The organism is Bacillus sp. DX3.1 (assembly GCF_030292155.1).
Lineage (GTDB): Bacteria > Bacillota > Bacilli > Bacillales > Bacillaceae_G > Bacillus_A.
In genome coordinates, this window is the sequence record NZ_CP128153.1 from 4,232,693 (window position 1) to 4,255,366 (window position 22,674).

At 37.5% G+C, this 22,674-nt stretch carries 22 protein-coding genes and 2 other annotated features; of the genes, 7 read left to right on the top strand and 15 right to left on the bottom strand.

The annotated features are described in order from the left end of the window. The first annotated feature begins 20 nt into the window (after positions 1-20). The gene (locus QRE67_RS21230; protein ID WP_286122171.1) at positions 21-194 is read left to right on the top strand and encodes a hypothetical protein; all 174 of its coding nucleotides are present in this window, start codon (positions 21-23) and stop codon (positions 192-194) included. After that, a complete protein-coding gene (locus QRE67_RS21235) occupies positions 195-389 on the top strand; it encodes a YwbE family protein (protein WP_286122172.1) in 195 nt (64 codons plus the stop codon). Between the two features lie 43 nt (positions 390-432). Here the strand turns inward: QRE67_RS21235 and QRE67_RS21240 are convergent, their stop codons facing one another. From QRE67_RS21240 to zapA, 6 genes are all read right to left on the bottom strand, one after another. Further along, positions 433-1,632 (bottom strand): class I SAM-dependent rRNA methyltransferase, encoded by a 1,200-nt coding sequence (locus tag QRE67_RS21240; RefSeq protein WP_286122173.1) that lies wholly within the window; start codon positions 1,630-1,632, stop codon positions 433-435. A 401-nt stretch (positions 1,633-2,033) separates the two neighbouring features. Further along, complete coding sequence (locus QRE67_RS21245) at positions 2,034-2,723, bottom strand: 23S rRNA pseudouridine(2604) synthase RluF (protein ID WP_286122174.1); 690 nt, start codon at positions 2,721-2,723, stop codon at positions 2,034-2,036. Between the two features lie 220 nt (positions 2,724-2,943). Then, the gene (locus tag QRE67_RS21250; RefSeq protein WP_286122175.1) at positions 2,944-5,304 is read right to left on the bottom strand and encodes an endonuclease MutS2; all 2,361 of its coding nucleotides are present in this window, start codon (positions 5,302-5,304) and stop codon (positions 2,944-2,946) included. 21 nt (positions 5,305-5,325) lie between these two features. Continuing rightward, positions 5,326-7,044, bottom strand: coding sequence for a DNA polymerase/3'-5' exonuclease PolX (gene polX, locus QRE67_RS21255; protein WP_286122176.1), 1,719 nt, complete (start codon positions 7,042-7,044; stop codon positions 5,326-5,328). A 54-nt stretch (positions 7,045-7,098) separates the two neighbouring features. After that, positions 7,099-7,638 carry a CvpA family protein gene (locus tag QRE67_RS21260; protein WP_286122177.1) on the bottom strand — a complete coding sequence of 180 codons (540 nt, stop codon included), beginning with the start codon at positions 7,636-7,638 and terminating at the stop codon, positions 7,099-7,101. Between the two features lies 1 nt (position 7,639). After that, positions 7,640-7,909, bottom strand: coding sequence for a cell division protein ZapA (gene zapA / locus QRE67_RS21265; protein WP_286122178.1), 270 nt, complete (start codon positions 7,907-7,909; stop codon positions 7,640-7,642). 124 nt (positions 7,910-8,033) lie between these two features. On the opposite strand from zapA, the gene rnhC reads away from it, so the two are divergent. Both rnhC and QRE67_RS21275 read left to right on the top strand, forming a co-directional pair. Next, positions 8,034-8,972 carry a ribonuclease HIII gene (gene rnhC / locus QRE67_RS21270; protein WP_286122179.1) on the top strand — a complete coding sequence of 313 codons (939 nt, stop codon included), beginning with the start codon at positions 8,034-8,036 and terminating at the stop codon, positions 8,970-8,972. Positions 8,973-9,186: 214 nt separating this feature from the next. After that, positions 9,187-9,447, top strand: coding sequence for a hypothetical protein (locus tag QRE67_RS21275; protein ID WP_286122180.1), 261 nt, complete (start codon positions 9,187-9,189; stop codon positions 9,445-9,447). A gap of 35 nt (positions 9,448-9,482) precedes the next feature. Here QRE67_RS21275 and QRE67_RS21280 read toward each other — a convergent pair whose 3' ends face one another. The 9 genes from QRE67_RS21280 to QRE67_RS21320 form a co-directional block, all read right to left on the bottom strand. Then, positions 9,483-9,617, bottom strand: a complete 135-nt coding sequence (locus tag QRE67_RS21280; protein ID WP_286122181.1) for a YuzL family protein — start codon at positions 9,615-9,617, stop codon at positions 9,483-9,485. 122 nt (positions 9,618-9,739) lie between these two features. Next, positions 9,740-10,657: an SDR family oxidoreductase gene (locus QRE67_RS21285; RefSeq protein ID WP_286125352.1), complete on the bottom strand. Its 918-nt coding sequence runs from the start codon at positions 10,655-10,657 to the stop codon at positions 9,740-9,742. A 183-nt stretch (positions 10,658-10,840) separates the two neighbouring features. Further along, positions 10,841-12,232 carry an asparagine--tRNA ligase gene (gene asnS, locus QRE67_RS21290; RefSeq protein ID WP_286122182.1) on the bottom strand — a complete coding sequence of 464 codons (1,392 nt, stop codon included), beginning with the start codon at positions 12,230-12,232 and terminating at the stop codon, positions 10,841-10,843. Between the two features lie 50 nt (positions 12,233-12,282). Beyond that, positions 12,283-12,535 (bottom strand) — a binding site (T-box leader). Positions 12,536-12,606: 71 nt separating this feature from the next. Next, the gene (locus tag QRE67_RS21295; protein ID WP_286122183.1) at positions 12,607-14,031 is read right to left on the bottom strand and encodes a YcdB/YcdC domain-containing protein; all 1,425 of its coding nucleotides are present in this window, start codon (positions 14,029-14,031) and stop codon (positions 12,607-12,609) included. A 305-nt stretch (positions 14,032-14,336) separates the two neighbouring features. After that, positions 14,337-15,371 (bottom strand): DUF4179 domain-containing protein, encoded by a 1,035-nt coding sequence (locus QRE67_RS21300; protein WP_286122184.1) that lies wholly within the window; start codon positions 15,369-15,371, stop codon positions 14,337-14,339. After that, positions 15,361-15,891, bottom strand: a complete 531-nt coding sequence (locus tag QRE67_RS21305; protein ID WP_286122185.1) for a sigma-70 family RNA polymerase sigma factor — start codon at positions 15,889-15,891, stop codon at positions 15,361-15,363. Before QRE67_RS21305 ends, QRE67_RS21300 begins: the two co-directional genes overlap by 11 nt. A gap of 167 nt (positions 15,892-16,058) precedes the next feature. Beyond that, the gene (gene pheT, locus QRE67_RS21310; protein ID WP_286122186.1) at positions 16,059-18,479 is read right to left on the bottom strand and encodes a phenylalanine--tRNA ligase subunit beta; all 2,421 of its coding nucleotides are present in this window, start codon (positions 18,477-18,479) and stop codon (positions 16,059-16,061) included. Positions 18,480-18,497: 18 nt separating this feature from the next. Then, positions 18,498-19,532 carry a phenylalanine--tRNA ligase subunit alpha gene (pheS, locus tag QRE67_RS21315; protein WP_286122187.1) on the bottom strand — a complete coding sequence of 345 codons (1,035 nt, stop codon included), beginning with the start codon at positions 19,530-19,532 and terminating at the stop codon, positions 18,498-18,500. 51 nt (positions 19,533-19,583) lie between these two features. Beyond that, positions 19,584-19,813 (bottom strand) — a binding site (T-box leader). A 93-nt stretch (positions 19,814-19,906) separates the two neighbouring features. Then, positions 19,907-20,671 (bottom strand): TrmH family RNA methyltransferase, encoded by a 765-nt coding sequence (locus QRE67_RS21320; RefSeq protein WP_286122188.1) that lies wholly within the window; start codon positions 20,669-20,671, stop codon positions 19,907-19,909. A gap of 114 nt (positions 20,672-20,785) precedes the next feature. Between QRE67_RS21320 and sspI the strand changes: the two genes are divergently transcribed. The 3 genes from sspI (at position 20,786) to QRE67_RS21335 (ending at position 22,656) form a co-directional block, all read left to right on the top strand. After that, positions 20,786-20,995, top strand: coding sequence for a small acid-soluble spore protein SspI (gene sspI, locus QRE67_RS21325; protein WP_286122189.1), 210 nt, complete (start codon positions 20,786-20,788; stop codon positions 20,993-20,995). Between the two features lie 144 nt (positions 20,996-21,139). Further along, positions 21,140-21,853 (top strand): CPBP family intramembrane glutamic endopeptidase, encoded by a 714-nt coding sequence (locus tag QRE67_RS21330; RefSeq protein ID WP_286122190.1) that lies wholly within the window; start codon positions 21,140-21,142, stop codon positions 21,851-21,853. A gap of 95 nt (positions 21,854-21,948) precedes the next feature. After that, positions 21,949-22,656, top strand: coding sequence for a CPBP family intramembrane glutamic endopeptidase (locus QRE67_RS21335; RefSeq protein ID WP_286122191.1), 708 nt, complete (start codon positions 21,949-21,951; stop codon positions 22,654-22,656). Positions 22,657-22,674 lie beyond the last annotated feature (18 nt).

The following is a 22,674-nucleotide window of genomic DNA, read 5'->3' on the forward strand; positions in this document are numbered from 1 at the left end:
TAATATAAAGGAGTTTTACCATGTCAGAAAATAAAAAAGTAAGCTTAGCTGATTTAATGCGTGAACAACTTGCGAAGAAAAAGCAAGGAAGTGGAAATGGCTCAAATGCTGCAGGTCAAAATCAAGCAACAAAAAAATTACAAAGTCAGCAAACAAAGAAAACGAACAATCAACGTAGACGTACAGGTGTATAAGTGAACGGACAACAACGAGCAAACATATCACCTGGTCTTGAAGTTGATATTGTGTTAAAGCAAGATCAGCGCACTGGAAAACTAACGCGAGGCATTGTAAAGGATATTTTAACAAAATCGCCTTCTCATCCTCATGGTATTAAAGTACGATTGCAGGATGGACAAGTTGGTAGAGTTCAGCACATTGTACAATAAAAAAAGGAGCTCATCTTCAAATGAGCTCCTTTTTTTTACGATGTTATCCCTTAATTTTCTTAATGAAAACAACTTTTAAATAGTCGCCTTCTTTAAATTGATCGATCGTACGGAAATCCTCTGGTAAGGAATGTTCTTCTAAAATTTTATATTTCCCATTCATTTCTTTAAACGCTGTATCAATAAAACCTTTAAATTTTTTCATATCAAACGTACTGCAATTTGTGGAAGCAACGATAATACCATTGTCTTCTGTAATTACAATTGTCTCTTTTAACAAGTTTTTATAGTCTTTTGCCGCACTAAATGTATATTTTTTAGAGCGCGCGAAGCTTGGTGGGTCTAAAACAACCATATCAAACTTCATTTGTTTCTTCACTGCATATTTAAAGTAGTGGAATACGTCCTCTACGATAATGTCTTGTGCTTCATAATCAATTCCATTTACGCTAAACTGCTCAATTGTTTTACTTAAGCTACGATTTGCAAGGTCAACACTTGTTGTTTTTGTCGCTCCGCCAAGTGCTGCGAACACAGAGAAAGCACCTGTATAAGAAAACATGTTTAACACTGTTTTTCCTTTTGCATACTTATCACGAATTTGTTTTCTAACATTACGCTGATCTAAGAACACGCCCACCATTGCACCATCATTTAAATACACGGCAAAGTTTACACCATTCTCTTTTACGATAATCGGAAACTCGCCCCGTTCTCCGGTGACAAAGTCATCCTCTTCAATATACTTTCCTTTTGTATCAAAACGCTTCTTCTGATAGATTCCTTTGAAATTTGCTACTTTTTGAAGCGCTCCAATGATTTCATTTTTAAAGGAATAGATTCCCTCACTATACCAGCTTATTACGTAAAACCCATCGTAATAATCAATGATTAAACCGCCAAGTCCATCCCCTTCACCATTTACGACGCGGAATGCCGTTGTATCATTAGACTTGTAAAAGCTCTTTCGTTTATGTAATGCTGATTTGATTTTTCTCTCAAAGAAAGCTTGGTCGATTTGTTCCTGCTCTTTTCTCGTTAAAATCCAGCCATATCCTTTGTTTTGCTTTCCGTAGTAGCCTTTTCCAAGAAATTGGTTTTTCTCATCAAGCAGTTTGATGATCGTACCTTCTTCACTCACATCATTTACATTATGAATTGCATCTTTTAAAATAAGTGGATAACCACTTTTAAGCTCATTTATAAATTTTGTTTTTATCTTTACAATTACTTCTGATCGCATGTAATGTCTTCCTTTCAGTTTGGATGCTTTCAATTATTCAAAAAGGCATGAAAACCTTTCTATTTTAGGAAGCATTTGAAAATAAAACGGGCTTCAAAAAACAGCCTCGTTTCACTATACCATATTATTGTTTTGCTAGCACAACGAGCTCGTTTTCTCGCTTTGTTTTCACTTGGCATGGGGCAGGAAAAGGATCTGACCGCTTCTATGCGTGAACGGATGCTCTCTCCCACCTAAAAAGAAGGGTTTTATGTCGGTTTTTTAATTTGTATTTATATAATTGTTGTTCTTCTTTATTAATCTTCTGTTCTTTTCTCCAAATATGTTTCACGATATTGATATATAACTTTGTTAACTATAAATCGACGTAAAAAGCTTCCCTTTTCAGGAAACCCTTCTCCTTATAGCTGCTGCACCAGTTCTTGCAACTCTTGATCCGTTACATTCCGCCACTTTCCGGCCTCTAATCCATCAAGCTTAATATTCATAATTCGCACACGTTTTAGCCTAGTTACTGTATATCCAAACGCTCTGCTCATACGGCGAATTTGTCTATTCATTCCTTGCGTTAAAACAATTCGGAATGTCGCTCCATCTACTCTTGTCACTTTACACGGCTTCGTCATGCCATCCCTAATTTTCACGCCTTGTGACATTTCTTCAATAAACCAATCTGTAAATGGCTTATCCACTGTCACAATATACTCTTTTTCATGCTCATGATCTCCGTGTAGAATTTGATTAGCAATCGCTCCATCATCCGTTAACAAAATCAATCCCTCTGACGCTTTATCTAAACGACCAACAGGAAAGATTCTCTCTGGATGATTGATGTAATCAATGATGTTGTCTTCAATATGTCCCGCTGCGGTACAAGTAATACCAACTGGTTTGTGAAAGGCAATATAGATTTTTTCTTTAGTTATTCTTTCAACAACGTTTCCATCAATACGTACAATATCGTCATGGGCTACAATATCACCGTGTGTACAAACTTCTCCGTTAATAGAAACTCGCCCTGCTTTAATAAGCCTGTCTGTTTCTCTCCTCGAGCACGACCTCGCTTCACTTATAAATTGGTTTATTCTCATCAAGTATTCCTTTCGTATATCAACTTTAAAATATAGATTATCCAAAAAGAAAAAGCGTCAATTCTCAGCGGTATTCACATTGCCGAGAATTGACGCTCCTTTACTTCGCAAAAACCACTAAATAAATAACCCCAATTACGAAAAATGCTCCGCAACAAGCTAACAATACTTTTGCAAGTTTGTCCATAAACATATACGTTTACCCCTTTGTCGGTTTCTGCTATTTTAATTCGACAACTGTTACGCCGAGGCCTCCTTCGCCCATCTCACCGTAGCGGAAGTTTTTCACGCCTCGATGTTTTTTCAAGTAATCTTGTACACCTTGGCGCAGTGCTCCCGTTCCTTTTCCGTGAATAATTGATACACGTGGATAACTCGCAAGCTGTGCATCGTCCAAATACTTTTCTACACGTGCCATCGCATTTTCAAAGCGTTCACCACGAAGGTCAAGTTCTAACGAAACGTGATAGTCTCGTCCTTTTACTGTTGTAACTGCTTTTTTCTCAACAGGATTTGGCGTATTAATGTATTCCATATTGGATTCTTTTACTTTCATCTTCAGAATTCCAATTTGAACATTCCACTCATTATCACTTACCTTTTTAAGCAGCTGTCCTTTTTGACCAAACGTTACTACTTTCACTTCATCGCCTGGTTGTAATTGTTGTTTTGGCGCTGTATTTTTCACTTTTTCTTTTTGTTTTTTTACAAGCTCTGGCGCTGCCCCTTCTAGGCGGCTCTTCGCTTCAATCAGCTCATGATCTTTCACATTGATAAGCTGTGCCTTACGGAGCTGGCGAAGGTTGTGAATGATTTCTTCTGCTTCTTTTTTCGCAGCTTCTACTTTTTCTTCGCCTTCTTTTTGTGCTTTTAGTAATCTTTCATCACGCTCTTCGTTAAATTCAATAATTTGACGCTGCAGCTCTCGATGAAGTTTTTCAGATTGCTTCCGAAGGTCTTCTGCTTCATTTCGTTCGCGCTCTGCATTTTTCTGACTTTCTTCAAGCTTCACAATCATATTTTCTACTTTATTCGATTCTGTACTCACATGGCTACGGGCCTGATTAATGACGCGTTCTGATAAACCAAGACGTTTAGAAATTTCAAAAGCATTACTACGCCCCGGCACACCAAGTAGCAATTTGTATGTTGGGCTCAGCGTATTCACATCAAACTCAACGCTGGCGTTAATCACTTGTTCACGATTGTAACCATATGCTTTTAATTCTGGGTAATGCGTCGTTGCCACAACACGTGCCCCGCGGTTATATACTTCATCTAGAATAGAAATTGCAAGAGCTGCCCCTTCTTGTGGGTCTGTTCCGGCACCTAATTCGTCAAATAAAATTAAGCTTTCAAAATCAGCTCGTTCTAAAATATCTACAATGTTTACCATGTGAGATGAGAACGTACTTAAATTTTGTTCAATCGATTGTTCATCACCGATATCAGCAAAAATATTTTTAAACACACAAATTTCTGATTCATCGAGCACTGGAATGTGAAGACCAGACTGTGCCATTAATACACAGATTCCGACTGTTTTTAACGTAACCGTTTTACCACCTGTATTCGGCCCTGTAATAACGATTGTTGTAAAGTCTTTTCCAAGCGCGATGTCATTTGGCACAATTACTTTTGGATCAATAAGTGGATGACGCGCTTTTCGTAAATTCATATAACGATCATTATTGACGATTGGTTTTGTTGCTTTTAATCGTTTCGCATAGAGTGCTTTCGCAAAAATAAAATCAAGATTCGCAATGATATCTACATTTTCTAATACGATATCTGCTTCTACTGCCACTTCTTCCGTTAGCATCATTAAAATGCGTTCAACTTCTTGTTTTTCTTTCACACGTGCTTCCTGTAGTGCATTATTCAGTTCCACAATCACTTGTGGTTCAATAAATAACGTTTGTCCAGAAGCAGATTGATCATGAACGATACCACCGTATACACCGCGATATTCTTGTTTTACAGGAATAACGTAGCGATCGTTACGAATTGTCACAATCGCATCTGATAACATCTTCTGTGCATTTGAAGAGCGCGTCATATTTTCAAGTTTCTCACGAATGCGGCTTTCAGCACTGCGAATCTGTTGGCGTATCCCGCGCAGTTTATCACTTGCACTATCGACCACTTCACCGCCATCACCGATGCAATTTGTAATTTTCTTTTCTAAATCATATAAAGAAACAATGCCCGCTACATACGTTTCTAAAATCGGAAGCTCGACGCCATTTTCCACCATATCTTCAATGAATCGCTTCATTTGACGACTACCATACATCGTAGTTGCTATATCAAGCAGTTCATGTGGACTTAGCATACTACCAATTTTCGCACGCTTTACATTGGGACGAATATCAAAAATCCCGCCAAGCGGCACATGTCCTTTTAAACGGATGACCTTTGCTGCTTCATCCGTCGTATCTTGCATTTCAACGATTTCTTCGTAATTTGTACTCGGTACAAGTTGCTTCACTTTATCACGACCAAGTGAAGATGCAACATGCTCAAGTAATTGTTCTTTTACTTTGTCATATTCTAATACACGCAACGTTCGTTCTAACATAAGCTGCCTGTCCCCCCTGTGTTACTTATTCCGTTTAATAAAATCTAATAAACGTTCAATGTCCCATGTGTTAATTACTGTATCTTTTTGAATCCATCCTTTACGTGCAGCCGCTACACCAATTTCCATGTCTTCTAACATTTCAAGTGTATGAGCATCCGTATTAATGGCAATTTTCACGCCGGCATCTTGTGCTTGCTTAAGTAGCTTCGCACTTAAATCTAAACGGTTTGGATTCGCATTTAACTCAAGTACTGTATCCGTCTCTTTCGCGAGTTCAATTAGTAAATCTGTATCTACATCGTACCCCTCACGGCGGCCAAGTAAACGACCTGTCGGATGAGCAATCATTGTGACATGATTGTTTTCAATCGCTGCTTTAAGGCGTTTCATAATTGTTTCACGATTTTGTGAGAAACTAGAATGAATCGCACCGATGACATAATCAAGCTCCGCTAGCATCTCATCATCAAAGTCAAGCGTTGCGTCTGGTAAAATATCCATTTCAATTCCACGTAGAATTGTGATATCTGGGTATTTTTCATTAATGCGTTCAATTTCTTTTCCTTGTTCACGAAGGCGCTCTTTCGTTAATCCATTCGCTACTTTTAGGTATTGAGAATGATCGGTAATCGCCATAAATTTATATCCACGCGCACGGCATGCTTGTACCATTTCCTCAATCGAAAATGCACCATCACTCCATGTCGTATGCATATGTAAATCACCTTGCACATCAGAGAACTGAATTAAATTTGGATATTCTTTAATGAGTTCGATCTCTTTTCCGTCTTCACGCACTTCTGGCGGAATAAATGGCAAGCCAAAGTGAGCGAAAAATGCCTCTTCTGTTTCAAATGTTTTTACTTCACCTGTTTCTAAGTTTTCCACACCATACTCACTAATCTTTTCACCTTTATCTTTCGCAATTTGACGCATTGTTACGTTATGATCTTTAGAACCTGTAAAATGATGAAGTGTTGTAATAAACTCTTCAGGCTTCACAAGACGGAAATCGATTGAAATATCATATTCATATTGAAGGCGAATCGATACCTTTGTATCACCGCTTGCGATTACTTCAATCATATTGTCGAACTGTAGTAAATACTCACGTACCTTCGCAGGCTCTGTCGTTGCAATAATAAAATCTAAATCTTTCACTGTTTCGCGAACGCGTCGTAAACTGCCGGCACGAGAAAAACGAATAATTTCCTGTACATTCGACAATTTCTTCTCTATTTCCCCGGCAATAGGGAGCACCATTGCAATCGGTAAACGTTCCGGACGAGAACCAACTTGAGCGATTGCTTCTACTATTTTTTCTTCCGTCTTCTTACCAAATCCAGCAAGTGCTTGTACTTTATTTTCTTCGCAAGCTTTTTGTAATGTTTCCATATCTACAACACCAAGCTCTTTATATAACTTTGCTACTTTTTTGCCGCCAAGACCTGGTAATTTTAATAATGGCAAAAGAGTGCTTGGCACTTCTTTTTCAAGCTCTTGCAACACTTCCGATGTTCCCGCTTCGATATATTCTGCAATAACGGCTGCAGTTCCTTTTCCGATGCCTGGAATTTTCGTAAATTCTTCAATTTCAGAAAGGCTGCGATCATCGCTTTCTAATGCTGCTGCCGCCTTACGAAACGCCGCTATTTTAAATGGATTCTCGCCTTTTAACTCCATAAAAAGGCCGATTGTCTCCAGTAATTGAATGACTTGTTTTTTGTTTACTTTCATGTTTCTCCCGCCTTTCTTTCATAGAAAAAAACTCCTCTTTCTGAAAAAGAGAAGTCATACTCTGCTACCTGTCTGCCATAGTTCCTTCACCTTTTCAGAAAGAATCGGTGTATCGTCTACTATTATTTTACTAATCGATGATTTTTGTAGTGGTGTTTGCACTTGTTCAATTGGAAGTATATTCCCAACTACAATTAAGACAAACAAAATAATATACACTTCTAAAAAGCCAAGAAGAGCTCCACCAACTGCATTGACTTGTTTTAAAACTGGAATTTCCGTAAACATATTCAGTAAATTCCCAAGCAATGCGAGCGCTATTTTTGTAATAATAAATAACAAGATAAACGCAATCGCTTGATAAAAGACCGCTTCTATATTATTCGCATCAATCCATTCTGGAACGGATACACCTTTATCAAATGGATACGGAATGATTTTTTCAAGTGCTGGCGCTAAATCTTTGCAATACCAGTATGCAACAAGGTATGCGATAATAAAGCTTGTTAACTTTACAAGTTGTAATACAAATCCTCTTCTTAGGCCGAGGAAAAATCCCATAACAAGCAGTAAAATGATAATGATATCAATCATGTTATTCCATTCCTTTTTGTTTCATACTTTCTTTCAATTTCTCATATTCATCTTTTAATTTTATGTAATCGTGTACGACGTTTACCGCCGTCAACACCGCTAGTCTACTTGTGTCAAGAGAAGGATTCTTGGCATTGAGTTCGCGCATTTTATCATCCACAATCGCTGCGACCATGCGGATATGACTTGTACTCTCATCACCAACAACAGAATATTGTTGGCCATAAATTTCTACATTAATTCGACTTCGATTTCCTTTTTGTTGTGACAACTCACTGGCCTCCAATCACGTACAGAATCCTAAAGATTATCATACCATGAACCATCATAATATGGAAACAGAAAGAACAATTCGATATGATAAAAATATCAATAAATAAAAGGGAGCGACCATTTTGTCAAATTCTATCGTAATACAAACAAATTCTGCAACAATCGAGAACATGAAACAACAATACAAGCAAGCAATTAGCCCAAAGGTTCCACAAGGCGGTGTATTTATGGCGAAAGTTCCATCTTGTACAATTACTGCCTACAAATCCGGAAAAGTGATGTTTCAAGGTGGCCGTGCTCAGGAAGAATCTGCACGCTGGCAAAGCGTTTCAGAAACACCTAAATCCCTTGTCAAAAAAACGGTAAATGCACATCGTTATGCGCCCCCTACTTCCATTGGGACAATGTCCATCCTTGGATCAGATGAGGTTGGTACAGGTGATTACTTCGGACCAATGACAGTTGTTGCTGTATATGTCGATGCAAAGCAAATTCCCTTGTTAAAAGAACTTGGTGTAAAAGACTCCAAAAACTTAAATGATGCGCAAATTGCTGAAATTGCAAAACAACTACTTTCTGTCGTTCCCTATAGTTCCCTTGTACTACACAATGAAAAATATAATGAAATGTTCGAAAAAGGAAACAATCAAGGAAAGTTAAAAGCATTACTGCACAATAAAGCCATTACAAACTTACTAGCAAAAATAGCACCGACAAAACCAGAAGGTATTTTAATCGATCAATTCACACAGCCCGATACATACTATAAATATTTAGCAAAGCAAAAAAATGTACAGCGTGAAGACGTATATTTTGCAACGAAAGGCGAAAGTGTACATTTAGCGGTTGCGGCAGCATCTATTTTAGCTCGTTATTCATTCGTAAAACAGTTTGATGAGCTGAGCAAAAAAGCTGGTATGCCGCTCCCTAAAGGTGCTGGCAAGCAAGTTGATATTGCAGCGGCGAAATTGATTCAAAAACTCGGAAAAGAAAGACTTCCTGAATTCGTGAAACTTCACTTTGCCAATACAGAAAAGGCGTTTCGATTATTGAAGAAATAACTAGTTTTTAGTATCGACAGGATCTGAATGAACTAAACAAGGCGAAAAGAATTGTATTCTTTTCGTCTTGTTTTCGTTCTATCATTTTTTATATAAACTAAAAAACTTATCACTTAACATAACCCCAATAAATTCCATTTATAGTATCTTTAATGTATATCAGTTATGTACTGAAGCTAGCATATCTCATCTGAAATAAAAGGAGGCGCGCCAAATGACTCACACCAAAATCAAAAAATCACTATATATACTCGTCCATTTAATTGGTCCTCTTACCTACTTTATTGTCTCTGTTATTTTGGGAGCACTTTTCACTTCCAAATCTCTCATGGAAAACATAACAGATAACCTTTGCATTATGGCGATCTATTATGTGTTCATTAGCTTACTATGGTTTTTCTATTTCGACCGCTTAGACAAAGACGTAGATAAGGTTGTGAAAGAAATTGAAGATAAGAAAAGTAAAACCGTATAAAAAGAGTAGTCATTTCGACTACTCTTTTTATACGGTTAACTACGCTTTTGTCTCTTATTTGATGAAGATACTTTAAAGGAACCCGTTTCGTGTGTTGTAGTTCCTTGACCTTCAACTTGCGGAGAACCAAGGCTTGCTCTAGAAGGATCTTTTTTGACTTTTTTGCCCATTTTGTTCACCCCCATCATTACTTTTTGCTTAGAGGTGGTAAAGTATACAGCCTAACAATCAGAATATACATTACTTACTCAAGCAATAGAAAATCACTCTTCCACTTTCATTTCTATTAACACTAAATTTGCTTTCCTGAGGAACGAGTCTGTTCTTCACTAATGTCCCATAGACGCTTTGCGGCATCCATATCCAATGCAACCTCAGATGGTGTTTTCACTTGCCTATCGGCATAGTAACAGCCACTACGATCGGTAACATCGGTTGTTCCTGCCAGCCACACTAAAGTTTCAGCGCCCTCTTCAGGAGTACGAGAGAAAGGTTTCATTGCCGCCATAGTTAAGCGGGCTACAAAACCATTGTCCTGGTTGAAATTCGTGGCCACCAGTCCCGGGTCGAAGCAAAAGGCTGCGACACCTGTTCCCTCTAGCCGCCGCGCCAACTCAGAAGTGAATAAAATGTTAGCCAGTTTTGTCTGTCCATAACGCATCGTAGGACCACCCATTAACTTCTTAACACCACGATAAATTTGTTCTGCATCTAAATCACTGAAATCAATTCCCTTTTTAGCCATTTTGTGACCATGAGATGCGGTAGTGATGACGCGAGCAGGGGCACTTTCCTTTAAACGGTCAAGCAGCAAATTAGTAAGTAGGAATGGACCTAAATGATTAACCGCCCAGGTCATCTCCAAACCGTCCTCCGTAATCTGCCGTGTTTGAAATAAAGCACCCGCATTATTAACTAATATATCTATTCTAGGGCACTTTTCTAAAATATCAGTAGCTACTTGGCGTATAGACTGCTGGGAAGCCATATCAGCTAGAAATACGTCTACCACTGCATTCCCATCCGTTGAATCTTTAATTTGAGTCACAATATCATTTGCTTTTGCTTCGTTACGTGCAATGATTCCTAGCTTAGCACCGCGTTCTGCGAGTACCTTAGCTGCCGCTAATCCAATACCACTTGTCGCACCAGTGATTACTACATACTTGTCACGCACCGTCCACTCTAAATAACTGGTAATTCCCTCCACCACCGCAAAACCCCTCTCCCGATTTCCATAAATGATTCATTCGTTTTACTATATATGAAATGGAAAGAGAACTATGAACAATATTTTTTATCCTATCTCAAAATATTTTATAAGATTTCGGATTTAGTTCCATCCTCTTCTAATAAAAAAAGCGAGAGCAATTGCTCTCGCTTTTTTATCATCTTAAAACTCCGCAGAACCTGGAGTTCTTGGGAATGGAATTACGTCACGGATGTTTGCCATACCAGTGATGTACATTAGGAAACGTTCGAAACCAAGTCCAAATCCAGCGTGTTTTGTACCGCCGTATTTTCTAAGTTCTAAGTACCACCAGTAGTCTTCTTCATTCATGCCTAATTCTTTAATTCTGTCTACTAAAACATCCATTCTTTCTTCACGTTGGCTTCCGCCGATTAATTCGCCGATTCCAGGAACTAGAAGGTCAGTAGCAGCTACTGTTTTACCGTCTTCGTTCATACGCATGTAGAATGCTTTAATATCTTTTGGATAGTCTGTTACGAATACAGGACGTTTAAAGATTTCCTCTGATAAATATCTTTCGTGCTCTGTTTGTAAGTCAATACCCCATTCTACTGGGTATTTGAAGTCTGCACCTGATTCTTTAAGCACTTTAATTGCTTCTGTATATGTGATGCGACCAAAGTCAGCGTTGATTACGTTGTTCATACGCTCAAGAACTGTTTTATCAACAAAGCTGTTGAAGAATTCCATTTCTTCTGGTGCATGCTCTAATACATATTTCATTGCATATTTCAGCATATCTTCTGTTAAATCCATTACATCGCCTAATTCTGCAAATGCAATCTCAGGCTCAACCATCCAGAACTCAGCTGCGTGACGAGTTGTGTTTGAGTTTTCTGCACGGAATGTAGGTCCGAATGTGTATACATCGCGGAACGCTAATGCATAAGCTTCAGCTGGCAATTGTCCACTTACTGTTAAGTTTGTTTCTTTACCGAAGAAGTCTTTTGATTCATCAACTTGTCCATCTTCACCTTTTGGCACGTTATTCATGTCTTGCGTTGTTACGCGGAACATTTCGCCCGCACCTTCTGTATCACTACCAGTGATAATTGGTGTATGAACGTGTACAAATCCGCGCTCTTGGAAGAACTGGTGAATCGCGAACGCTGCGATAGAACGCACTCTAAATGTTGCAGAGAATGCATTTGTTCTTGGACGTAAATGAGCAATTGTACGTAAGTATTCAAACGTATGGCGTTTCTTTTGTAGTGGGTAATCAGAATCTGATAATCCCTCAATTTCAATTTTGTCTGCTTTAATTTCAAAAGGTTGTTTTGCACCTGGTGTTGCGATAAGAAGTCCCTCAACTGCAACTGAAGAGCTTAGTGGAAGCTTCGCAATTTCTTTAAAGTTTTCTAATTCTGTATCGAAAACGATTTGAACGCTCTTGAAGAAGCTACCATCGTTTAATTCAATGAAACCAAATGCTTTTGAATCACGTAGATTACGGATCCAACCCGATACTTTTACTTTTTGATCAACATATTTTTCTGTATCTCTATACAGACTTTTTACTAATGTGTTTTCCATATTGAATTGCTCCTTTTCCTATATTTAAATACAAAAAAACCTTTCATCCATAAAGGGACGAAAGGTTAAACTTCGCGGTACCACCCAATTTGTCATAAAGACCAACTTTAACTCGTATGTATCTACATACTTCCCGGTTTGTAACAGGCCGGCTTCCCGTCTAAGTCTACTCTTGAATACAAGATTCAATTTCGGTTAGCAACTCCAAGGTGTTCTTCACATATACCGCCTCATCAGGCTCTCACCGTCCCTGACTCGCTATGGATTATAGTATATACTACTTTTCCTTATCATCGTTTTTCATTTTGTTAAACTAAAATTAATGTACTACATTCCCGCGAAAGATGCAAGTTGTCACACATATAAAAGAGATTTCATCTTTCTCCCATGATAATTCCAGTGTCAATGTGAAACGTCTCACCTGTTTGCGCTTCAATCATCTTCACATGTCCATTCGTCTTAGGGAAAGCAGGATTGTAAAACGCACGATAACTTACATTATCCCCTTCAACCTCTTTCCACCAGGAGAATTCCATATCTAAAGCACTCGTTAAAATTTCTTTTGCTTCTTCTTTTGAAATATTTGGTTTCACAGAAATAAGAGTGAGTTCATTTTCATCGAAGCTACATGCCTTAAAATGAGTTACTTTTCCAGAGTACTTACCAACTCCAATCTTCATACTATTTACGTCCACTTTAATCTCATTATGAATACGTTGAAATTGGAAAATGTACTCAGATTCATATTCATCATCTTCTTCCCGCATACAATGATGGGATGGATGACCTTTCTCTATTATAAATCGATCACTTGCATCTGGATAAAGAGCAAATAACAATTGTAACGCTCTCTCTTTTGCTTCTGCTTCCGTTAATGCTTCTCTATTTTTCTCTTTCCGTTCATTATTGACTACACTCATATATTGACCAGTGTCTTTATCTAAGCAAACTTGAATAGCATACGATGATAATTCCCCTTCTCCTCGGACGCTATGTTGAACATGTTCTTTTCTCGCCCATAATTCTATAACTTCATTATCATTTGTGCTTGTATGAAAATTTACATACTTGTCATGTAATCCAATACACTCGCGTATTACACTTTTTGGTACTATTCGGTTTTCTATCTTTTCATATTGCGGGAGGAACCCGCCATAACCTTCTATTGTATGAATCTCTCCACTTGGCCCAATATGAAACACATAATCTTTCGGTGCATATACGAGATGATAAGCATCGTCACCATTTGCAAATGTTTCTTTATCCGCCCTTGAAATCATTAATTCAAACTCTAGTTTTTCTGCATACTTCTCTTTTGCTTCTTCTTTTGAAATTGAATTTTCCGGATAATAAATTTGATATTCATCTACTTCAGAAAACAATTGATACAGACGGCCATCTTTTGTAATATCAATCGTCACACCAGAATTCGGTAAAAATAATCCAAGTTTCTCATCTTTCTTTTCATAAACAACGTGGTACATCATATCGAATTGAATTATATATGCAAAAGGCATGGAATGTACGAGATGAGGAGTAAACATATTTATAAAAGATTGCACTTTTTCATACATTTCAGCATAGGTTAATTGATTATCTTGTACTTTCTCTAGCTCTATATACGATTGAAAATAATCCATTTCCCCATCTTCATTCAATCCATAACATGCTAGCGGCTGATCTGTATGTTTCTCAACAATCTGAAATACATTCTCATCATCTTCTAAAACGACTGTATATAATTCCGTTTGTTCATTTACTTTTAAATACGGCTTTAACCTTTCAATTATTTTGTTCATTATTTCTTATGACACAACCTTTCTCTCTACTCTATTCTTTCTAATATAATTAAAAACCTTTCACCTATGAAAAAATGAAAGGTTTTTAATTGTGTTACTATTCTATATAAATCCATTTTGATTTTTCGACATATAGCCGCGGCTATGGATAACAAAAGGTGACCTGCACTCGTTTTCTCTCTTTGTTTTCACTTGGTGTGGGGCAGGAAAAGGATTTGACCGCTTCTATGCATGGCCGGATGCTCTCTCGCCTAAAAAGAAGGGTTTTATGCCGGTTTTTTAATTTGTATTTATATAGTTACGTTTTATTTCCTAACTAATTCTACTTCTCCAAACTTCTTCATTTGGAGCTTTAATGTATTCGATTTGTTATAAGAAGTAGTTGAAAAATTAACATAGACAGTCGTTTTATGATTATCTGCCTCCATACTATACCCTTTTGATCTATATTCTTTTCCTTTCTCATCTACAATTTTCATATCCATAAAAGTATTTTCATCTTCTACTACTTCATCCACTGAAAATGTTATATTGAGCGAGGTTGGATTTGCCCTTGCAGATACAATTTGTATGTTAGGCGTTGTTTCTGCTGATATATATTCAACCGTTGACGTTGTTCCTTTTTTCGTTTTATCGCTAATCGGCAAATTCCATATTCCATCAATTGTTTTCAGTTCATCATTCTCATAAAAAACGTTCACGCTCTCTATTTCTAAAACAGCATCTTTTAATTTAGGAATAGAACCTTGATTCGACTCCCATATTGCTTCGTATAAAACTTTTCCCGTTTTCATATCTATATATGGATTATCATCTTGTCCTTCGGATATGTACAGTTTATTGCCTTTCAAAGGTTTTGTATCCGGAATCGACTCCAGAATGTATTCGCCATCTCCATTTTTTAATCGATAATCAAAAGTCACCTCTCTCACTGGTTTCTTTAATATGCTTGTATCCTCAAATGCCAATTGAAAGCTAAATCCTAGTTTATTCTCATCTGCAAAATAACGGTCAAGTGCCACTGTAATCCCTTTGTCAGCAGCCCTACTATTGCTTTTTTGTGGAAACTCTTCATCTACCGCTCGCTCGATTCCTTCATCATTAAAATTGAATAATTTGTTTATATTAGCTCGCACATGTTCATTTGTAAAAACACTCCCAGCTACAACAAGACAACAAGCCGCTGCAGCAAACTTTCTCCACATAACATTTCTTTTCTTTTTCTTTGCGTTCATTCGTATCACATCATAGGAATGATCTAAAGACTTTCTAACAATACTAGGCATTTCTTTTTCTTCGTTTAACAATCGATTAAATTCTTGTTCAAAATTATTTTTCATTTACAGTCACTCCTTCACCACTGTAATAATTGTTACGTAATATCGACTTGGCTCTGGAAAGTCTTGATTTAATCGTTCCTTCCGGTTCTTTCAAAAATACACTCATTTCTTTTATACTAAGTCCGACGATGTAATATAAAACAATCGCCATTTTATAATCCTTATTTAAACTATTTAACGCGTCTTCTAGTTCTATTTTCAAAAATTCATTTTTGTTTTGTTTTTGCTCAATCTGTTGATCTACTAACGTAATTTTTTGCCCTTTGTTTAATATGCCGTTACATGTATTGATTAATATTTTACAAATCCATGTGTTAAAGTACTCTTCCTTTTTGAGTGTATGTATTTTCTCATAAGCCACTGTGATTGCTTCTTGCATCGCATCTGCGACATCCTCATCTTTATGTAACAATCTACTTGCGACTTTGTATAACACATCCTCATAGCGCTGTACAAGAGAAACAAAAGCTTCTCCATCTCCCTTTTTAGCCTTTTTCACCAAGGCTTCTAGCTTTCCCATTCAAGAACCCCCTTGCTAATTAATCGCAATATACGTTTTTTTTAATATTCTTTACATACTATTAGATAGAGAAAACTAGTAATTGGTTGCATTGTTTTTTCTTTTCATAAAAAAAGAGGATTATCACTCCTATCATGAGTGATAATCCTCCCTTTCACACGTAAAAATTACTTACGTAACTCCGCACCAAATTTCTCTTCTACCGCTGCTAATACACGGCTATGTGCTTCTGTTACTTCTTCATCTGTTAATGTACGTTCTGGGTCGAAGTAGTTCATAGAGAATGCAAGTGATTTCTTGCCTTCTTCCATTTTTTCACCTTCGTATAAGTCGAATAGTGTTACTTCTTTTAGAAGTTCTCCGCCTGCTTCAGCAATTGTTTGCTTCATTTCACCAGCTTTTACTTCTGTTGCTACAACAACCGCCATATCACGTGTCATAGACGGGAAACGTGGAATGGCTGTGTAGTAAGTATCTTCTGTATCTGCAGCAAATACTTTTACTAGAGATAATTCAAATACGAATGTATCTTTCACATCTAATTGTTTTTGTGCTTCTGGGTGTAATTGACCGATGAAACCAATTACTTCTCCGTCTAGTAAAATGTCAGCTGTACGTCCTGGATGCATACCTTCACGTTTTGCAGGAGCATATGTGATGCTGCCCGCAACACCAAGTACGTCGAATAGTCCTTCTAACACACCTTTTGCAACGAAGAAATCAACGACTTTCTTCTCACCTTGCCATGCATGGTGAAGTGCAAGACCTGTCATAACACCAGCAAGATGTTGTTCTTCTTTTGGAAGTTCGCCTTCTGCTGTTGGCAAGAAGATAGAACCTACTTCATATAAAGCCACACTGTCGTTTTTACGAGCATTGTTGTATGAAACTGCTTCTAACAATTGCGGTACTAAGCTTAAACGAAGTTGACTGCGCTCTTCACTCATTGGAAGTGCAAGGTTCACAGGAGCTTTTTCGTTTGGCTCAACCATGTATTGTTTTGCTTTATCGGCACTTGTTAATGAATACGTAATTGCTTCATATAAACCAGCGCCTTCTAAGTAACGACGTACTTTACGACGTTTTGTTTGTGCTGCTGTTAATTTACCACGCGTCATTGTACCAGTTGGTAATGTAACTGGAATATGATCGTAGCCATATAGACGACCTACTTCTTCTACTAAGTCTTCTGCAATTGTAATATCAGGACGACGAGCTGGTACGTTCACATGGAATGTTCCTTCTACTTCTGTGAATGGGAACTTTAAGTTTGTGAAGATTGTACCCATTTCACTAGCAGAAATGTCTGTACCTAATACACGATTTACTTTTTCAGCTGTAACAGATACTGTACGCTCTTGTACTTGTAGGTTATCAACTTCTACTACGCCTTCTAACGCTTCACCACCAGCATATTTCGCCATTAAAGCTGCTGCATGCTGAATTGCTTCAAATGTACGCGTTGGGTCGATTCCTTTTTCAAAACGTGCACTTGATTCGCTGCGAAGACCTAAGTCTTTAGAAGTGCGGCGCACGGTTTGACCTGCAAAATATGCAGACTCGATTAGAACGTTTACTGTATCGTTATCTACTTCAGAGCTTGCTCCGCCCATTACACCGGCAACAGCAAGTGCTTTTGTACCATTTGTAATGACAAGGTGATGATCATGTAGTTTACGCTCTTGATCATCTAATGTTTGAATTGTTTCGCCTTCTTTTGCAAGACGAACAACGATTTCTTTTGAACCTAATTTATCATAGTCAAATGCATGTAACGGCTGACCATATTCAATTAAAATGTAGTTTGTAATATCAACTACATTACTAATTGGACGAATGCCAGCTGCCATCAGACGCGTTTGCATCCACATTGGCGATGGAGCGATTTTTACGTTTTTCACCATTTTCGCAATGTATAGTGGGTTTTGTTCTGTTGCTTCTACACTTACAGAAATGTGATCAGATGTTTTTTCTGCCGCTTCTTGTAAGTTTGCTGCTGGAAGTTTTACTTCACGGCCGTAAATCGCCGCTACTTCGTATGCAACACCTAACATATTTAAGCAATCCGCACGGTTCGGTGTTAAACCAAGCTCTAACACTTCATCATTTAAGTTTAAGATTTCTAGTGCATCTGCCCCAACTTCTGCGTCACTTGGGAAAATGAAAATTCCGTCTGCATAGTCTTTTGCAACTAATTTCCCATCAATGCCAAGCTCTTGCAGGGCACAAACCATACCGTGAGATGCTTCACCGCGTAGTTTGGCTTTCTTAATTTTGAAATTACCAGGAAGAACTGCGCCAACTTTTGCAACTGGTACTTTTAATCCTTTGGCAATGTTAGGAGCACCGCAAATGATTTGTACAGGCTCTTCTTCACCGATATCGATTTGACATTTGCTTAATTTATCCGCTTCTGGGTGTTTTTCACACTCTAATACGTGACCAACTACAACACCTTTTACACCTTTATTTAATACTTCAACGCCTTCTACCTCAATACCACTTTTCGTGATTTTATCTGCTAATTCTTGTGCCGTTACATCTTGAATATCTACATACTCTTGTAACCAACGATATGATACGAACATATTTATCCTCTCCTTCCCTTACGCTCGTTTGAATTGTTGTAAGAAACGTACATCGTTTGTATAGAAATGACGAATGTCATCCACGCCATATTTCAACATTGCAATACGTTCTGCACCCATACCGAATGCGAAACCTTGATATTCTTTTGAATCATAGCCAGCCATTTCAAGTACGTTTGGATGAACCATACCTGCACCTAAAATCTCAATCCAGCCTGTTCCTTTACAAGTGCCGCAACCTTTTCCGTGACACATCATACAAGAAATATCCATCTCAACAGATGGCTCTGTGAATGGGAAGAAACTTGGACGAAGACGAATTTCACGATCTTCACCGAACATCTTTTTCACAAATACTTGCAGTGTCCCTTTTAAGTCACTCATACGAATGTTTTTATCGATCACAAGACCTTCAATTTGCATGAACTGGTGTGAATGCGTCGCATCATCATCATCGCGGCGATATACTTTACCAGGACAAATAATTTTGATTGGACCTTTTTCTGTATTCTTTTCCATTGTTCTTGCTTGTACTGAAGACGTATGCGTACGAAGCAATGTTTCTTCTGTAATGTAGAAAGTATCTTGCATATCACGCGCTGGGTGATCCTTCGGTAAGTTTAATGCTTCGAAATTGTAGTAGTCTTTTTCTACTTCTGTTCCTTCTGCTACTTCATACCCCATACCGATAAATACATCTTCAATTTGTTCAACAACCGCTGTTAACGGATGATGACAACCTGTGTTTACAGGACGACCTGGTAATGTTACATCAATTGTTTCAGATGCTAATTTCGCTTCAATTACCGCTTTTTCAAAATGATTCACTTTTTCTTCTAAACGCGTTTGAATGGCTTCACGCACTTCATTTACTAATGCTCCCATCCGTGGACGCTCTTCTGGAGATAATTTCCCCATGCCGCGTAATACTTCTGTAATCGGGCCTTTTTTTCCTAAATACGCAACGCGTACATCATTTAAGCCCTTTAGCTCTTTCGCTTCTTCAATTAGCTCAAGTGCTTTTTGCTTAAGCTCTTTTAAACGTGCCTCCATTTTAAAACCTCCTTAAAAATGTAAATAAAAATAAAAAAACCCCATCCCCTAAAAAGGGACGAGGTAAATTCGCGGTACCACCCTAAATTGACAGAACAAGTCTGCCCACTTCGTTGTTGTAACGGCTTTTCAGCCGGAGCGCCTTTACATTTTACAAATGGTCCTGGCGTCAACTCCAGAGGTGAATTCACTTACAGCTACCATAAGAATGCTCTCAGTCTACGGCATTCTCTCCCTATATGGCGATTTTGCAAGCTACTCTTCTCTATCATCGTTTTTTTAACTATTTCACTTTTAACGGATGTTCAAAACGTTCGATACTCATGTAGTCTCTTCCTCTTGAACATGTGCTTCAACTTATTATAAGAAGTTTTTTATCGATTCGCAACCGGGCTTTGCAAATAATACGTTAAAATCCCAGCAGCTACTGCAACATTTAATGATTCTGCTGTTCCGTAAATTGGAATATATAAGTTTTGATTGCATTGAGCAAGAAGCTCCTGGCGTACACCTTTTCCTTCATTTCCAACAATTAAAGCAAAGCTTCCTGTTGGTGTCACTTCTCCATATGGAACTGCATTCTCAAGGGCTGTACCGTATACAGGAACGTTTTGTTCTTGTAAGTTCCCTACCCACTCCTCTAAGTTTCCTTTTACAATCGGTAAATGGAACACAGAGCCTTGCGTTGAGCGAAGTACTTTTCCGTTATATACATCCACACATCCTTCACCAAGAACAACAGCATCAATGCCAGCTGCATCTGCAGTACGAATGATTGTGCCTAAGTTACCAGGGTCTTGCAAACCATCTAATAATAAAAATTTCCCATTTGCAAGCTCAGCATGCTTTTCTTGCTTTTCACAAACAGCAAACACACCTTGCGTTGTTTCCGTTTCACGTAATACTTTTAAAATTGGTTCAGACACGATGTACATTTCCACATCGTCTACATTCCACTCGCTTGGAATATTTGTCATTTCACCGATAATAAGTTCTGTTACTACCTTTGCTTTTAAAGCTTCCTCTACTAAATGAAAACCCTCCACAAAAAATAGCCCTTTTTGATCGCGCTCTTTTTTCGTCTGCAGCTTTTTCCACTGCTTCACACGCGCATTTTGTACTGAATCAATGTTTTTCATTCTATGCATTCCCTCTCTTCTTGTATTCTCATTATAGCCTATTTTTTATACATATTTACATAAAAAAGAACAAAAACTAACGTCAGTTTCAATTCATATGAAGAGGTGAAAAGGATGAATTTTAATTTACGCGGTGCTGTATTAGCAAACGTATCAGGAAACACACAAGGCCAATTACAAGAAACAATTGTAGATGCGATTCAAAGCGGAGAAGAAAAAATGCTTCCAGGGCTTGGCGTTTTATTTGAAGTCATTTGGAAAAATGCTGATGAAAATGAAAAGCATGAAATGTTAGAGACGCTTGAACAAGGATTAAAACAATAGCAAGCATATAATTACCTTGGCATTAGCTGAGGTAATTTTTATTTTGACTATGAAATTTCAAACTATTATGTAATATTAGTCAATGACACTATTCATCTAAAATGTGTATAATTTTATATATAAATAAAAGAGAGGATTCGATATATGCATTCGACTACACAACTCACATATGAGCAAAAACAATCTATAACATGGGGCCAATTTATCAGTTCTGCTTTATTTGCCTTTTTCGGGACAGGACTCATAAGCGGCTTATTTACTATTCTTCCACTTATGATTTACAGCGAAGGCGTTACGGACAAAAAACAAATCGCTCTGTATGAATCAATTGGAAATACCGGAAATGCTTTATTACAGCTACTTATTTTATTATTGTTCATTTATAAATACGAACCAATTAAAAGACTGTTATTACCTGCTTTCAACTTCCAGGCACTCAAAAAAGGCAGTACATATGTATACTTACTTCTTTTCTTCGTCTTAAATATAATTCTAAGCTCACAGATACTGACACATCTATTTCCGGACGCTACACAGGAACAGTCTTCCGCTTTGAATTTAGATATATTAAAACAATATAAATTTCTATTAATTATAGGAACTGCTGTATTCATTCCCATTTTTGAAGAACTTATCTTCCGCGGAATTATCCTTCGTTTCTTCCAGCAACGCTTTCCATTTTGGCTAGCAGCAATTGGAACGAGCTTCATCTTCGGAATTGCTCATACGTATTCATTAGGTGTAATGGTCGTCACTTTCATTATGGGAATATTGATGGCTATATTATGCAAAAGAACAAACTCTATTATTCCAGCGATGTTATTCCATATGATGAATAATACACTTGCGTTTTTATGAGATACAATTTCTATGAGCAATGAGCTTCATCCACCACTGATCCGAACTGAATACACACTGCAACTAACCTATAAAACTAAAAAAGGAGCATAACTTTGCAAACACATATACAACTAGAACATCGAACCAAAACATCATGGCTTGAATTTCTTGGGATTATGTTGATGATCGTTCTCATTATGCCATTAATGAATGCAACTTTCACGATACTTCCTATCTGGTTATGTGAACATTTTAATCCAAATACAAATAAGGTTTTACTTGAATCACTTGAAAATATAAGCTATGAATTAGTAGCCTTACTCTTTGTAATACTATACATCCTGAAGTATAAACCACTTAAACACCTAGTATTACCAGCTATTGATTTTCAATGTTTGAAATCTTATCGTATGTATATCCATGTGCTCGTTTATTATGCTATCGGTATTTTTATCGATAGTTTTATACTAGATAAACTCTTCCCTGAATCAGTACAAGAACAACTGAACGCCTTAGATTTCGCTACGTTAGAACAATATAAATTTCTACTAGTTCTCGCAGTCGGAGTACTTGCACCTATTTATGAAGAACTGATATGCAGGGGTATTCTTTTACGTTTCTTCGAAGAAAAATTCTCATTTTGGCCAGCTGCAATTGTCTCAAGTCTATTATTTGGTATCGCTCATACATATTCAGTTGGGATTATGGTTAGTGCATTTATTACTGGCTTATTTGCTTCTTTGTTATATAAACAAACGAAATCTATCATTCCAGCTATTTTACTTCATATCATTATCAACACGTGTTCCTTCTTGTACTAAGCAAAACGCCGTTATGAT